The following is a 14,087-nucleotide window of genomic DNA, read 5'->3' as shown; positions in this document are numbered from 1 at the left end:
CGTCACACCTCGTGGTTTTCGACGGCGAGGTCGGGCTTGCGGTTGCTTTTAACTGGCGGCAGGAGGGCGGCCAATGCGACGCCGGCAAGCGCGCCGATGCTGACATGCCAGGGCGAGCCGACATAACGGTAGGCGACGACGGCGGCGACGGCGCTGGCGACGACGACGGGCAGGAAATTGTCGCGCTTGCGGAAGCCGATGACGATGCCGAGAAAATAGAGGGGCAGCAGCACATCAAGGCCGATCGAGCGGGGATCGCCGATCAGGCTGCCCAGCAGGCCGCCGATGAAGCTTGCGAATACCCAGGGAATATAGACCATCAACGCAAGGCCGATATACCAGGAAAAGCTGACCTGCTTGCCGGCTTCGCCGCGCTTCACCGTCTCGGCAAACTGCGGATCGACGAGCAGGAAGAAGGTCAGGGCCTTCTGGATGCCGTTGAAGTGCCTGATGTAGCGGGCAATGGCCGCCGAATAGAGGATATGGCGAAAGTTGACTGCCAGGATCGACAGGACGATCAGCCAAGCGGCGACGTCGTGACCGAATAGATCGAGGCCGACCAGCTGGCTGGCACCGGCATAGACGATGCCGCTCATCAATGTCAGTTCGCCGAGCGACAGGCCGTGGCCTTGGGCGATGGCGCCGAACAGGGCGCCGAAGGGTGTGGAGGCAAGGCCTACGAGGATACCGCCGCGTAGTCCCTCCTGAAAGTCCGCGCGATTCATCTCAAGCCCTGCATTATTTCCGGTTGCGGGCTTCCCTGTAAGGCGAGGGGCCGGCAGCGGCAACTGAATTTCCTTGATCGATGGATCGATTTCGCTGAACCTTGCGGCGCTCGAGGAGGGCACAGATGAAGAAGATCATTCTACCCAAGGAGGAGAAGGCCGCTGCCGTCACGCGCATCCGGCAATATTTCGCCGATGAGCTCGACCAGACCATCGGCGTGCTGCCGGCCGAATTCCTGCTGGAGTTTTTCGCCAACGATATCGGCGCATTCTTCTACAACCAGGGTCTGCGCGACGCCCATGCGGCGCTGACGAAGCAGATGGAGGATTTCGGTGAGGCAATCTATCTGCTCGAGCGCGAACGCACTGACGAGACCTGACGTATTGAGTCAGCTTTTCGGCTGAAACGTATGTTCAGGCCCGGGAAACGACCGCGCCTTCACGTCTTCCGCATAGGCTGCGGCGGCTTCCGAGATCAGCGGCGCGAGATTGGCGAAGTGCTTGACGAAGCGCGGTTTGAAATCGCTGAACAGGCCGAGCATGTCGTCGGACACGAGCACTTGGCCGTCGCAGGCAGGCGAGGCGCCGATGCCGATGGTGGGAATCGAAAGGCTCGCAGTGATCTCGCGGGCCAGCGGCTCTACCGTGCCTTCGATAACGATGGCAAAGGCGCCAGCCTCTCCGATGGCGGCGGCATCGTCACGGATCTTGTCCGATTCCTTGTCCGAGCGACCAAGTGCGCGGTATCCGCCGTTGGTGTTGACCAACTGCGGCATCAGGCCGACATGGCCGAAGACGGGAATGCCGCGCGCGGTGAGGAAGGCGACGGTCTCGGCCATTTCCCGTCCGCCCTCGAGCTTGACGCCGTCGCAGCCGGTTTCCTTCATGATGCGGGCAGCGCTCAGGAATGCCTGTTCCTTCGAGGCCTGGTAGGTGCCGAAGGGCAGGTCCACGATGACGCAGGCGTGGGCGACGCCGCGCATCACGGCCTGGCCGTGGGCGATCATCATCTCCAGCGTCACGCCGACCGTGGTCGGCAGGCCGTAGAGCACCATGCCGAGCGAATCGCCGACCAGCAGCAGATCGCAGTGAGGATCGAGCAGACGCGCCATCGGCGTCGTGTAGGCCGTCAGCGCGACGACAGGGCGCGTGCCCTTCATCGCTTCGATGCGGGCTGGTGTGATGCGCTTGGCGGAGGTCGTGGCACTCATGTCAGGCGGCCTTTTCGCTGCGGGCTTTGATTTGACCGATGACGCGGTTGTCCAGCAGCCGGGTTGTTCCGATCCGCACGAAGAGGGCGACGAGGATCGGGCTTTCGCCGGTGGCCGCCAAGGGTTTCAGAGTTTGCGGATCGCGCACGGCGACCACTTCGGGCGTGGCGAGCGGCTCGCGCGCGATGAAGTCGGTGAGGGCACTTTCCAGCGCTGCGGGCTCCCGGACGCCCGCCGCGTAGAGGCGTTCGGCTTCTGCGAGCGCTTGTGGCACGATGACGGCAGCGGCGCGCTCATCGGCGGTGAGGTAGCTATTGCGCGATGACAACGCCAGACCATCGATATCGCGCACCGTCGGGACAGCGACGACGGTCACCGGCTGCGCCAAATCCTCGACCATGCGGCGGATCAGGGTTACCTGCTGGAAATCCTTCTCGCCGAAATAGGCCTTGTCGGGCTGGACGATGTTGAAGAGCTTGGTCACGACGGTGGCGACGCCGGCAAAGTGGCCGGGACGCACGGAGCCCTCGAGTTCGGCTCCGAGAGAGGGCACGTCGACGACGGCTTGCATCGGTTTCGGATACATGTCTGAAGGCGTCGGGGCGAAGAGATAGTCGACTCCGGCCTTGCGCAGCATTGCGCTGTCACGCTCGAAATCGCGCGGATATTTCGACAGGTCCTCGCCGGCCGAAAATTGCAGCGGGTTGACGAAGATCGAGGTAACGACGATGTCGTTTTCACTCCGCGCCCGGCGGACAAGTTCCAGGTGTCCGGCATGCAGATAGCCCATGGTCGGCACGAGGCCGATGCGTCGTCCGGCGCGCAGATGCGGCAGAAGCCTGGCGCGCATCTCCGCAATGGTGCTGGTCACGTCCATAGATCATTCCTCCCGACGCAGGGCGAAACCGAAGTCCCGCTAGCCGGCCATGCATCCCATCCACGAAACGGCAGGCTCTCCTAGCGCGCCGCGATGCCAAAGGCAATTCGGCGCTTCGCGCGGAACCTGCGCTGCCAACCACGGAATGAGCGGCGACTTAGCATTTTCGTCAGCTTTTTGCGCTTATGTGGTCGAATGGCGAAGATCGTGGCTTTGGTGGCATATTTCTATCAGGCGGCGGTGGCATTCGGGCTGCTGATCGTCGTCGCCCACTGGCTGTCGCCTGCCGATTATTCCGCCTACTCGCTGTTTATCTCCATCAGCCAGTTTGCAGCGATCCTCTGTTTCGAATGGATCCGCTTTGCTTGCAGCCGGTTTTACCCCGGCCAGACGGGAAGCGAGCCGACAGAACGGCGCGCTCTGAAGGTCGAGTTTGCCGCTTGCGCGCTTATCTGTGTGGTCGCGGCTGCGGTGTCGATCCTGTTTGCCGTGCCTGTCGGCGTGGCGCTGGTTGGCGGTCTTGTGGCGATCTTTCAAGGCGCGAGCGACCTGCATCTGACAATGCTGCGCTTCCGCCAGGAATTTCGCACCTTTTCGAGGCTTCAGGGATCGCGCGCAACAATCCTCGCCGCGGGCACGCTCAACGGAGCGCTGCTGGCCCCGACCTTCATGTCTGCGGTCTTAGGGCTTCTGGCTGGCTATGTGGTCTACTCGCTACTGGCGGTGGCGCTGACCCGCAGCGTCGCGCGGGAGCGCGCGAGGTTCGACGCTACCGTTGCCCGTAAGCATTTCGTCTATGGGAGCGTCGCAGCCGGCGCCTCGGTCGTCGGCCTGCTGGCACCAATCGGCCTGAAGGCGATCCTGACCAGTGTCCTCGGCCCAACCGGTGCTGCCGGCGCGCTGCTGGCGCTCGATTTGCTGCAGCGGCCCTTCGTGCTCATCGTCTCGGCGCTGCAGGCGATCCAATACCCCGATGTCGTGGCACTTTACGACCGGGACGGCGAAACCGGTGCTTTCAAGGCGCAACTGGGTGCCTATTACTCGCTGCTGACCGGCTTTACGCTGATGACGGCTGCCGGCATTTTTGCCCTGTTGCAACCCATCGGCCTGTTCGTTATCGCGCCGGCTCTCCGGGACGGGTTCATGAGTGCTGCACCCTTCGTTGTCGGGCTGGCGCTTTGCCGGGCGCTGACGCTCAACATGCTGCCGACACCGGCGCATCTTCGGCACAGGCTGCTGTCGATTTTCCTGCTATCGGCCGTCGATTGCCTGTTGCTGAACGGCGGGACGCTGGCAATTTCAGCAATGCTTGGCGCAAGCGGACCGTTGATGGCGGGCGGCATGGTCGGTGCACTTTTGGCCATGGTGGTTGGTTTAAGGGTGCTGGTGACGCTGCCGTTCGATTTCGTCTGGCAACCGGTCGCTTTTGCGGCAGTGGGCCTTGCCATCCCGGTTGCGGCGACTGCCGGTTACGGTCAGGCGCTCTGGCCCTCAGTGGCTGTCGGCGTGATCGGCGGCGGCGTCTTTTGCCTCGCCGGGCTGTACAGCTATTTCAGGCGGCTGTTCAGCGCGGCGGCCACCTCCTAGCGCGGCTGCGTCAGAGGGCTGCCAGCATGTCGAGGATGCGGCCGGCGCTTGTATCCCAGGAGAAACGACTGACATTCATCCGGCCGGCATCCTGCAAAGACTGGCGCAGGGATGGATCGTCGCAGATGCGGCGCATCGCGTCGGTCAGTTCCTCCTGTCTGGTCGGATCGAAATAGAGGGCGGCCGTGCCGCAGGCCTCCCGAACTGCCGGGATATCTGCCGCCAGGACCGGGCAGGCTTGCGTCATCGCCTCCAGCGGCGGAATGCCAAAACCTTCGTAGAGGCTCGGGAAGACGAAGGCGGTCGCGTGGCGTTCCAGCGCCACGATCTCGGCATCGGTCAGCCTGCCGGGATAGAGGATGCTGCCGGTCGAGGCCGCGTCCTTCGATTTGAAAACGCTCGGCGCACTGCCGCCGACCACGACCAGCTTCTGGCCGGTGTTGCCAAGGGCTTCGAAGGCGCGGATGGCAAACTCCAGGTTCTTGTTGGGCTTCATGGTGCCGACCAGCACGAAGAAGCCGTTCGTGGAGAGGCCGAGCCGGTTGATGATCCCGGTATCCGGCGCAATGGCGGCAAAATGATCGACCGCGTTGTAGACGACATCGATACCGGCGGCCGCCACCCTGAAGACAGAGGCGAGTTCGCGGCGGGAAAACTCCGAGACCGTGGCGATCTTTGCCGTCCGGGTCAGTGCAAAGCCGAGGGCGGCGTGCAGTAGCCGGTAGCTGCGCTTGAAGGAGCCCGGATGGCGGAAGATCGTCACGTCATGAATGACAACCGCCTGGCGCCGGTGCAGCAGCGGGCCGCTGCCGCCGAAGCCCAGCAATCGACCTTTGCGGGCATGAGCATACAGCGCAGTCTGTTCCCACACGTGCCCGGGCCCCGCGCCGAATGCATCGACGCCGATGGCGTGAAGATCGAGGTCAACGGCGGACCCAGCGGGGACGGCGAGGCGCCAGTTAACCTCTTTAAGGGCATCTGGCACATTGCCAGACGAGATCCTGGCATCCAGCGCCAGTGTCAGCTCCCTTGCGAACCGTTGCACGCCCGAAAGGGGCTGCGTCAGGAAGCGGCCGTTGATGGTGATGGTTTGCACGGCAATGGCCCCATGGCGTTTCCGCCACATTCGGCGATCTTCGTGAAGGAAGGTTTAGCGCCTCCGCCAATCGCTCAGGCGTTGAGCGCCTCGGCGCTGTCGATGATCGCCACGCCGCGCACGCGCATTTCGTCGATGGCGGCTTTTACGCCGGCAGGGTCGATACCGCGGCTGGCGTCCTCGATGAAACGCACCCTGACGCCGGGCAGCATCTCGACGGCGTCGATGGCGGAGAACTTGACGCAGTAATCGGTGGCGAGGCCGCAGAGATCGAGTTCCGTGACCTGTCGCTCGCGCAGATAGTCGGCGAGGCCGGTCAGGGCCGCCTGATCGTTGTCGCGGAATGCGGAGTAGCTGTCGACCTCAGGGTTCTGGCCCTTCTGCTGGATGAAATCGATGGCGCCGGCATGGAGGTCGAGATGGAGGGCGGCGTCCGGGGTATCCTGGACGCAATGGTCCGGCCACATCATCTGCGGCTTGCCGGAGAGCATGCCCATGTCGAAAGGGTTCTTGCCGGGATGGGAGGAGGCAAAGCTGCCATGGCCTTCGGGGTGCCAGTCCTGCGAGGCGATGACAAGGTCGTACTTGCCGCTGTCGATCAGTCTGTTGGCGACGGGCACGATCTGGTCGCCGCCTGGAACGGCTAGGTTTCCACCGGGGCAGAAGCCGGTCTGGATATCGATCAGCAGCAGGGCCTTCATCGTCACGTCCTTCCATCCATGTCTTGGCGCACGATGCCAAGACGGCGCGGAAGGATCAAGTGTTTTGCGCCCCGCACAGCGTACGAGGCGCACTGGGTTCAAGCCGTTAGCGGAGCTTGTGGCCCTTGATGCCGTAATAGGCGATGTAGGCGTAGCATAGGATCGGCATCAGGAAGGCGAGGTGGATACCGATCGTATCGGCCAGCACGCCCTGCAGAACCGGCAGAAGCGCGCCGCCGACGATGCCGAGGCAAAGGATGCCGGAGCCCTGGCTGGTGAAGCGGCCGAGGCCGTGAAGCGCCAGCGAGAAGATCGTCGGGAACATGATCGAGTTGAAGAGACCGACCGCAAGGATGGCCCACATGGCGACATGGCCTGTGGTCATCACGGTCACCACAAGCAGGATCGCGACGATGAGCGCATTGAAGGCCAGCGCCTTGCCATCGTCGACGTAGCGCATGACCACGGCACCGATGAACCGGCCGACCATGGCGCCACCCCAGAAGTAAGACACATAATGGGCTGCCTCTGACTCCGTCAGGCCGCCGATATCGGGCTGGCTGAGGAAGTTGACCAGGAAGCTGCCGATGCTGACTTCAGCGCCGACATAGACGAAGATGCCGATCATGCCGAGCACCAGATGGCGATACTGCCAGGCAGAGCCGCCGCCGTGCATCGGGTCAAGGTCTTCTTCCTCGTCGACATCGGGAAGCTTGAGCGCCGCAAAGATCACGGCGAGCACCAGGAAGGCGGCTGCCAGGATCAAATACGGGAACTTCACCGTCGCCGCTTCGGCGGCATGGATCGCGTCTAGCTGCTCGGGCGTTGCGTTGGTGACGGCAACGGTGGCTGCGGAGAGAATGAGCAGGGCGCCGAAGATCGGCGCGATGGTGGTGCCCAGCGAGTTGAAAGCCTGGGTCAGCGTCAGGCGGCTGGCTGCCGTGTCGGGCGGGCCCAGCACGGTCACATAGGGGTTGGCGGCAACTTGAAGGATGGTGACGCCGGACGCGAGCACGAAGAGGGCTGCGAGGAAGAGCGCATAGACGCGGTAGCTGGCAGCCGGGATGAACATCAGGCAGCCGACGGCGCAGATCGCCAGGCCGACAACGATGCCCCACTTGTAGCTGATGCGCTTGACCAGCGCGCCCGCCGGCAGCGAGACGATGAAATAGGCGCCGAAGAAGCAGAACTGGATCAGCATCGACTGCGTGTAGTTCAGCTGAAAAACGTTTTTCAGATGCGGAACCAGAATATCGTTCAGGCAGGTGATGAAGCCCCACATGAAGAAGAGAGAGGTGAGCGCAATAAGCGCAAATTGATGGTTCTGTCCTGCGGGCGCTTTTGCGCCTGCCGGAGCAGAGCTGCTTGTTGTTATCCCAGCCACTTTATTGATCCTCAAAACTGTTGTCGCCGCGCCTGAAACGTTTCAGGCCCTGCCGGGCGGCAGATTGGCAGCGGCCCGCTGAAAATCCGCAAAAGAGCGCGAGGGGCGGGGCCGTATGCGACGATATAAAGCAGTCAGCGACAATTGGTAGCACCGCAGCATTGTGTTTTTTGCAGTGCAGCATAGCGTCAGGATTGAGGCTCGGCGGTGTCGAACCGGTGGCGGCTGATGGTAATTCAGTGTGCGAGTGGGCTGCGCAAACGGCGCCAAAGCGTTGCTTCTTGGCAGTTTTTCTCTCTTTTGCTACAAGCTTCAGATGATCATCAGACCCGAAAATACCAGCGACATTCAGCCAATTCGCGTGCTCGTGACCAACGCATTCAACGGCGCTCCCCACAGCGACGGAACGGAAGGCGCTATTGTTGACGGTCTTAGAGCCGGAGGCGCTTTGACGGTGTCGCTGGTGGCAGAAAAGTATGGAGAGATTGTCGGACATGTCGTTCTTTCTCCGGTCGAGATAGATGGCAAGGTCGTCGACTGGTACGGGCTCGGGCCGGTCGCCGTGCGACCCGACAAGCAGCGACAGGGCATCGGAGCGAGGCTCATCGAAGCTGGACTTGACCAGATAAAAGCCCGTGGCGCGGCTGGATGTGTCGTCCTCGGCGACCCCGGCTACTACGCCCGCTTCGGGTTCAAGGCTGGCCCCACTTTGCGCTTTCCCGGAGTCCCGGCGGAATATTTCCAAAGACTCGACTTCGGAGATGACACGCGACAAGGCGTTGTCGTTTATCACAGGGCGTTCTACGGAACCTGACCGCTGCCTGCAGGAATGTTCCTAGCCGAACGACATGAGAATGACATGTCTGGCCTTGACCTCGAGCTTGTCACCCAGCCTAGCGATGACGAATACAACGCAATTCGCCAACCGCTGATCGACTACAATGCTTCCAAGGTGGATGGGCCCTGGGGCCCGCTCGCAATCCTGCTGCGCGACGAGGCTGGTACGGTGCGGGGTGGTCTATGGTCGAGCTACAGCTACGACTGGCTTTTCGTAGAACTGCTCGTGATCCCCGAAGCCTTTCGTGGACAAGGCCTTGGTGCCAGGATGCTGCAACAGGCGGAAGGCTGGGCGAGAGAGCGAGGCTGCGTTGGCGTCTGGCTGGATACATTCAGCTTTCAGGCGCCAGGCTTCTACGAGAAGCAAGGCTATACCGTCTTCGGCGTGCTCGATCACTATCCGGGCGAGATGCAGCGGTTCTTCCTGCGCAAGATGTTGTAATCTTTGTCACGGTTCGCCATCTGCCGCAAATGATGAGAACACCTCACACCCTCTCCACAAACCCATCCAAAACCCGCTTCTGCCCGGCCCTGTCGAATTCGATGGTCAGCTTGTTGCCTTCGATGGCGGAGATGTTGCCGTTGCCGAACTTGATGTGAAAGATGCGCTCTCCGACCGCGAAGCGCGAGGGCGTGTCGGTGGTCGACTTTGCCACCAGTTCGCCGTCGATGGTGCGCGCCTTCGGGCCGCTTTCGCCGTAGCCGATGCGCTCGACCGCGTGGCCGGAGCGCGAGCCCCAGTTGTCGCGCGTTGCATCGGTCTTGTTGGCCTGGGCGCGTTTCCAGCCCGGCGTGCCGTAGCTGTTGGAAAAGGGCTCGGCCTTGTCGAAGCGTGACTGACCGTAGGCGCTGCGCCCATAGCCGCCATAGGATTGCTCGGTCTCGGCGACGGACACGTGCGTATTTGGCAATTCGTCGAGGAAGCGGGAGGGCAGGGTGGATTGCCAGAGGCCGTGTATGCGGCGGTTCGAGACGAACCAGATGTGGCAGAGGCGTTTTGCCCGCGTCAGCCCGACATAGGCAAGCCGGCGTTCCTCCTCGAGACCCGCCCGTCCGCTCTCGTCGAGCGAGCGCTGGTGGGGAAACAGGCCTTCCTCCCAGCCGGGCAGGAAGACCGTCTTGAATTCCAGCCCCTTGGCGGAATGCAGCGTCATGATCGAGACAGCATCGAGGTTCTCGTTGTTTTCGGCATCCATGACCAGCGAGACATGTTCGAGGAAGCCGCGCATGCTCTCGAAACTGTCCATCGAGCGGATCAGTTCTTTCAGGTTGTCGAGGCGGCCCGGCGCTTCAGCCGACTTGTCGTTCTTCCACATGTCGGTGTAGCCGGATTCCTCGAGGATCTGCTCGGCAAGCTCCGTGTGGGGTGCGTTTTCGAGCCGTTCCTGCCAGCGGCGGACGGACATCACGACGTCGTACAAAGCCTTGCGCGGCTTCGGCTTCATCTCGTCAGTCTCGATAATGTCGGCTGCCGCGGCCAGCATGGGTATATTGCGGGCGCGGGCATAGTCGTGCAGGGCGCGCACCGTGGTGTCGCCAAGACCGCGTTTCGGTGTGTTGACGATGCGCTCGAAGGCGAGGTCATCGGCCGGCTGGCAGACCAGGCGGAAATAGGCCATGGCATCGCGGATTTCCATGCGCTCGTAAAAGCGTGGACCGCCGATGACGCGGTAGTTGAGGCCGAGCGTGACGAAGCGGTCTTCGAACTCGCGCATCTGGAACGAGGCGCGCACGAGGATCGCCATGTCATTCAGCGCGTGGCCGCCGCGCTGCAGCTGCTCGATCTCTTCGCCCAACGCCCGGGCTTCCTCTTCCGAGTCCCAGGCGGCGTGAACCTGAACCTTGGCGTCCTCGGGATCGCTGCGGTCGGTGAAAAGCGTCTTGCCGAGCCGGCCTTCGTTGTGGGCGATCAGATGGGCAGCGGCGCCGAGGATGTGCTCGGTCGAGCGGTAGTTGCGCTCGAGCTTGATCACCTTGGCGCCCGGGAAATCCTTCTCGAAGCGCAGGATGTTGTCGACCTCGGCGCCGCGCCAGCCATAGATCGACTGGTCGTCGTCGCCGACGCAGCAGACATTCTGCATCTCGCCCTTCGGCCGCTGGGCCAAGAGCCGCAGCCACATGTACTGCGCGGTGTTGGTGTCCTGATACTCGTCGACGAGGATATAGCGGAAGCGCTGGTGATAATCCTTCAGGACATCCGGGTTCTGGCGGAACATGGTGATCGGATGCAGCAGCAGGTCGCCGAAATCGCAGGCGTTCAGCGTCTTCAGCCGCGCCTGGTAGGCAGCATAGAGTTCGCGGCCCTTGCCATTGGCAAAAGCACGGGCATCGCCCTCGGCGATATCGGGCGGTGTCAGTCCCTTGTTCTTCCAGCCATCGATCATGCCGGCGAATTGCTTCGCCGGCCAGCGCTTGTCGTCCAGGCCCTCGGCCTGGATGATCTGCTTGATCAGGCGAACGACGTCGTCGGTATCGAGGATGGAGAAATCCGATGTCAGGCCGACCAGTTCCGCGTGACGGCGGAGCAGCTTGACGCCGATTGAGTGGAAGGTGCCGAGCCATGGCATGCCTTCGACTGCGCCGCCGACCAGCAGCGCAACACGCTCCTTCATCTCGCGCGCCGCCTTGTTGGTGAATGTCACCGACAGGATCTGGCTGGGGAAGGCGCGGTTGGTCGACAGGATATGGGCGATACGGGTGGTGAGCACGCGGGTCTTGCCGGTGCCGGCGCCGGCCAGTACCAGCAGCGGCCCCTCCAGCGTCTCGACAGCCTCTGTCTGCTCGGCGTTGAGGCCGGCGAGGTAATCCGGCACGCGGCCGACATCGCGCGCAGCCATGGCGCGCGCCGCGATGCCGCCGGCAGCCTGCGGACGCGCTGCAGCCGGCTCGTGGCGCCTTGGCTCGGCGTGCTCGGGCTCTTCGTCGAAGAAGGGAATGTCGTCTTGTCCTATCGTCATGTCGCGTAATGTAGTGATTCGGAATCGAAAGGCCAGAAAAGATGTTCTGCTTTCATTCCCTTATTGCCATCCCGCCCGCGATCAGAGCCGCCCCAATGCGTGATTCGGCGACAGCAGGGCGCTATGGCTCGTCGTCTTCTGCTCGGCAATGTCCTCGCTCATCGACCACCGCCAATGCTGCGCGACAATGCGCATGGGCCTAATCTGTGCGTTGACAAGGGGCTGTCATTATTTTTCATGATATTGCCGCAATCCTTGATACACGTCTCGTCATCGAAGCAGAGGCCCTCGTCCATGATCAAGAAATTCGTCCTACTCGCCGTCTCGGCTGCCTTCCTGAATGCCTGCACGACCACGGATCCCTATACGGGCGAGCAAAAGGTTTCGAACACTGCGGGTGGCGCTGCCATCGGCGCGGGGCTCGGGGCAATTGCGGGCCTTGCCGTCGGCGGCTCACCTGTTGGACGGCGCAACGCGGCGCTGATCGGAGCAGGCATCGGCGCTCTCGCCGGCGGCTCTATCGGCAATTACATGGACCAGCAGGAATCGGAACTGCGCCAGCAACTGCAGGGCACCGGCGTTTCCGTCACGCGAACCGGCGACCGTATCATTCTCAACATGCCGTCGGCGATTACCTTCGATACCGACCAGTATTTCGTAAAGCCGGAGTTCGACCAGACGCTGAACTCGGTGGCAATCGTTCTGCGCAAGTTCAACAAGACGCTGATCGACGTCAACGGCCATACGGATTCCACCGGCAGCATGCAGCATAACCAGGAGCTCTCGGAGCGTCGCGCAGACTCGGTCGCCGGCTATCTCGGCACCCAGGGCATCGATCCGCGCCGTGTCTCCGCCGTCGGCTTCGGCCCGACACAGCCGGTCGCCAGCAACGCCTCCGAAGCCGGCCGCGCGCAGAACCGTCGCGTCGAAATCCAGATAGCGCCAATCACCCAAAACGGCTGATTGCCGATGGAGGGCGTACGCGGGCCATACCCGCGCCGCCCCTGATGGGCTGAACTCATGCCGTTAGAGGTTAGAGGTCCTGCGCGCGCGCGAGCAAATCGGCCCAGCGTTTGACGTAACCGTTGACGACGGGCGGGTGGAGGCCGGCAGAGATGAGCCTTTGCTCAAGGCTATGCACATCGAAGGCTTCCAGAGGCGTGTCCCTCGGATAGAGCCTGAGCGTGTAGGTAAACATCTCCTCCCAGCTCCGCCTGACCCCGACGGATTCATCGTCCAGATGCGGGCGATAGCGGGCGATGAGCTCATCCAGGGTCATGGCCTGTGTTCCCGGATACTACCGTTTGCGCCCCCGGCCCGAAGCCTGTCCGGACTCCTTGGCCAAGTCTGCAAATCCCGGCGGCTTGCTTTTGATCCACGCGACGAACGTCTGTACAGCCGGATCCTCGAGAATGGCCTCGATCGTGCTGAACTTCTTTGCGAGTTGCGCATCCGTGAAGATCGCGTGGATCTGGTTGTGGCAGACGCGGTGCAGGTAAACGGTTTCCTTGCCGCCCTTGCTCTTCGGGATGAGATAGTGGGCGTCCTTCTGGTCCTCCGGGATCACGCGCTCGCACAGCAGGCAAATCGTTGGCTCCGGCTCCGCGTTCGATGATTCAAAGTCGTCTCTGTTCTTGCGGGCCATCTGTCCTCGGTCAATTTTGCGAGCTGGTGCTGTCGTGCATTCGTATCGTTTCGATCGATGCAGGCGTCTCCCGCAGATATCGCTTCTGACGGGATGGAGCAACGATGTTCCGCAGTCATCTCAGCCTCGCATTTGCGAAGCATTGTTCTTGGCCTATGACAGCCTGACGTGCTCTGCCAGAAAATCCAGCAGAGCACGAACCCGCGCCGGGACAGGACCGCCTTCGCCGATATAGACGGCGTGGAACGCCTCGATGTCGCCGGGATTGCAGTCGTCGAGTACGGCGAGCAGGCGTCCAGCCGCAAGATCGCTCCGGATGGTGAAGCTTGCCAGTCGTGCCAGACCGCCGCCGGCCAGGCAGAGATGTCGCACGGCCTCGCCATCGCTCGCTTCGAGCGTGTTGACCAGTTTTTTCGAGACGCTCTTGCCGTCCACCATCAATGGCCAGCCGGCAACGGCGCGCCGATAGGAAAGAGCGATCTTGCGGTGGCTGTCGAGATCGGCTGGCGTGCGCGGCGTGCCGTTCTCCTCAAGATAGCCTGGTGTCGCGACGATCGCCATCGGCGTGCCGCCGAGCTTGCGCGCGAGCAACTGCGAACTCTTCATCGGACCGGCCCTTATTGCCACATCGGTGTTTTCGGCCATGAGGTCGACGACGGCGTCAGTAACGGTAATCTCCAGCGTGACTGCGGGATAAAGCTTTAAAAATTGCGGGACGAGCGGCGCAAGAACGTAATTGGCGAAAGACGCGCTCGTGTTGATTCGTATACGGCCGCTCGCCAATTCGCCCACCGAAGCGTTGCGTTCAGCCTCGGCAATGTCCGCCAGGATCCGGACACTGCTGTCGTAGAAAAGGCTGCCTTCCGTCGTTAGCTGCAGCGTGCGGGTGGAGCGATTGAGCAGCCTCGTACCGAGCCGCCCCTCCAGCCGCGTCATGAGCTTGCTGATTGCCGATGGGGTGAGGCGGCTGGCACGGGCGGCGGCCGAAAATCCGCCGAGATCAACCACCCGGACAAAGATCTCCATTTCGCCGGAACGGTTTACGTCGGTCTTTCTCATTGTGAATT

The 14,087-nt window shown here is 62.3% G+C and carries 15 protein-coding genes; 5 read left to right on the top strand and 10 right to left on the bottom strand.

Translation table 11 applies throughout. The features are described 5' to 3' along the window. Positions 1–2: 2 nt before the first annotated feature. A complete protein-coding gene (locus PR017_RS09120; protein ID WP_111222869.1) occupies positions 3–725 on the bottom strand; it encodes an AzlC family ABC transporter permease in 723 nt (240 codons plus the stop codon). 125 nt (positions 726–850) lie between these two features. On the opposite strand from PR017_RS09120, the gene PR017_RS09115 reads away from it, so the two are divergent. Continuing rightward, positions 851–1,105 (top strand): DUF2164 domain-containing protein, encoded by a 255-nt coding sequence (locus tag PR017_RS09115; protein WP_111222870.1) that lies wholly within the window; start codon positions 851–853, stop codon positions 1,103–1,105. Positions 1,106–1,114: 9 nt separating this feature from the next. Here PR017_RS09115 and panB read toward each other — a convergent pair whose 3' ends face one another. Both panB and panC read right to left on the bottom strand, forming a co-directional pair. Continuing rightward, complete coding sequence (gene panB / locus PR017_RS09110; protein WP_111222871.1) at positions 1,115–1,936, bottom strand: 3-methyl-2-oxobutanoate hydroxymethyltransferase; 822 nt, start codon at positions 1,934–1,936, stop codon at positions 1,115–1,117. 1 nt (position 1,937) lies between these two features. Then, complete coding sequence (gene panC / locus PR017_RS09105) at positions 1,938–2,813, bottom strand: pantoate--beta-alanine ligase (RefSeq protein WP_111222872.1); 876 nt, start codon at positions 2,811–2,813, stop codon at positions 1,938–1,940. A 207-nt stretch (positions 2,814–3,020) separates the two neighbouring features. On the opposite strand from panC, the gene PR017_RS09100 reads away from it, so the two are divergent. After that, a complete protein-coding gene (locus PR017_RS09100; RefSeq protein WP_240539157.1) occupies positions 3,021–4,400 on the top strand; it encodes a polysaccharide biosynthesis protein in 1,380 nt (459 codons plus the stop codon). A 10-nt stretch (positions 4,401–4,410) separates the two neighbouring features. Here the strand turns inward: PR017_RS09100 and PR017_RS09095 are convergent, their stop codons facing one another. The 3 genes from PR017_RS09095 to PR017_RS09085 form a co-directional block, all read right to left on the bottom strand. Next, complete coding sequence (locus tag PR017_RS09095) at positions 4,411–5,526, bottom strand: glycosyltransferase family 4 protein (protein ID WP_240539158.1); 1,116 nt, start codon at positions 5,524–5,526, stop codon at positions 4,411–4,413. 44 nt (positions 5,527–5,570) lie between these two features. Continuing rightward, on the bottom strand, positions 5,571–6,197 hold the full coding sequence (gene pncA / locus PR017_RS09090; protein WP_111222874.1) for a bifunctional nicotinamidase/pyrazinamidase: 627 nt from the start codon (positions 6,195–6,197) through the stop codon (positions 5,571–5,573). A 106-nt stretch (positions 6,198–6,303) separates the two neighbouring features. Further along, positions 6,304–7,581, bottom strand: a complete 1,278-nt coding sequence (locus PR017_RS09085) for a sugar MFS transporter (protein ID WP_111222875.1) — start codon at positions 7,579–7,581, stop codon at positions 6,304–6,306. A 316-nt stretch (positions 7,582–7,897) separates the two neighbouring features. Here PR017_RS09085 and PR017_RS09080 point away from each other — a divergent pair, with 316 nt between their 5' ends. Further along, positions 7,898–8,395: a GNAT family N-acetyltransferase gene (locus PR017_RS09080; RefSeq protein WP_111223022.1), complete on the top strand. Its 498-nt coding sequence runs from the start codon at positions 7,898–7,900 to the stop codon at positions 8,393–8,395. A 45-nt stretch (positions 8,396–8,440) separates the two neighbouring features. Next, positions 8,441–8,860 carry a GNAT family N-acetyltransferase gene (locus tag PR017_RS09075; protein WP_111222876.1) on the top strand — a complete coding sequence of 140 codons (420 nt, stop codon included), beginning with the start codon at positions 8,441–8,443 and terminating at the stop codon, positions 8,858–8,860. Positions 8,861–8,903: 43 nt separating this feature from the next. Here the strand turns inward: PR017_RS09075 and PR017_RS09070 are convergent, their stop codons facing one another. After that, on the bottom strand, positions 8,904–11,375 hold the full coding sequence (locus PR017_RS09070) for an ATP-dependent helicase (protein ID WP_111222877.1): 2,472 nt from the start codon (positions 11,373–11,375) through the stop codon (positions 8,904–8,906). 294 nt (positions 11,376–11,669) lie between these two features. Here PR017_RS09070 and PR017_RS09065 point away from each other — a divergent pair, with 294 nt between their 5' ends. After that, positions 11,670–12,338, top strand: coding sequence for a YiaD family glycine zipper/OmpA-like lipoprotein (locus PR017_RS09065; protein WP_111222878.1), 669 nt, complete (start codon positions 11,670–11,672; stop codon positions 12,336–12,338). A 70-nt stretch (positions 12,339–12,408) separates the two neighbouring features. Here the strand turns inward: PR017_RS09065 and PR017_RS09060 are convergent, their stop codons facing one another. The 3 genes from PR017_RS09060 to PR017_RS09050 all read right to left on the bottom strand — a co-directional run bounded on the left by PR017_RS09060 (position 12,409) and on the right by PR017_RS09050 (position 14,079). Beyond that, entirely contained in the window at positions 12,409–12,654 is a 246-nt protein-coding gene (locus tag PR017_RS09060; protein WP_111222879.1) for a hypothetical protein, read from the bottom strand. Positions 12,655–12,672: 18 nt separating this feature from the next. Further along, entirely contained in the window at positions 12,673–13,020 is a 348-nt protein-coding gene (locus PR017_RS09055) for an HNH endonuclease (RefSeq protein ID WP_111222880.1), read from the bottom strand. Between the two features lie 153 nt (positions 13,021–13,173). Then, positions 13,174–14,079 carry a LysR family transcriptional regulator gene (locus tag PR017_RS09050; protein WP_111222881.1) on the bottom strand — a complete coding sequence of 302 codons (906 nt, stop codon included), beginning with the start codon at positions 14,077–14,079 and terminating at the stop codon, positions 13,174–13,176. Between the last annotated feature and the right edge of the window lie 8 nt (positions 14,080–14,087).

Source organism: Rhizobium tumorigenes (genome assembly GCF_003240565.2).
Lineage (GTDB): Bacteria > Pseudomonadota > Alphaproteobacteria > Rhizobiales > Rhizobiaceae > Rhizobium > Rhizobium tumorigenes.
This window is presented reverse-complemented; position numbering and strand designations above follow the sequence as displayed.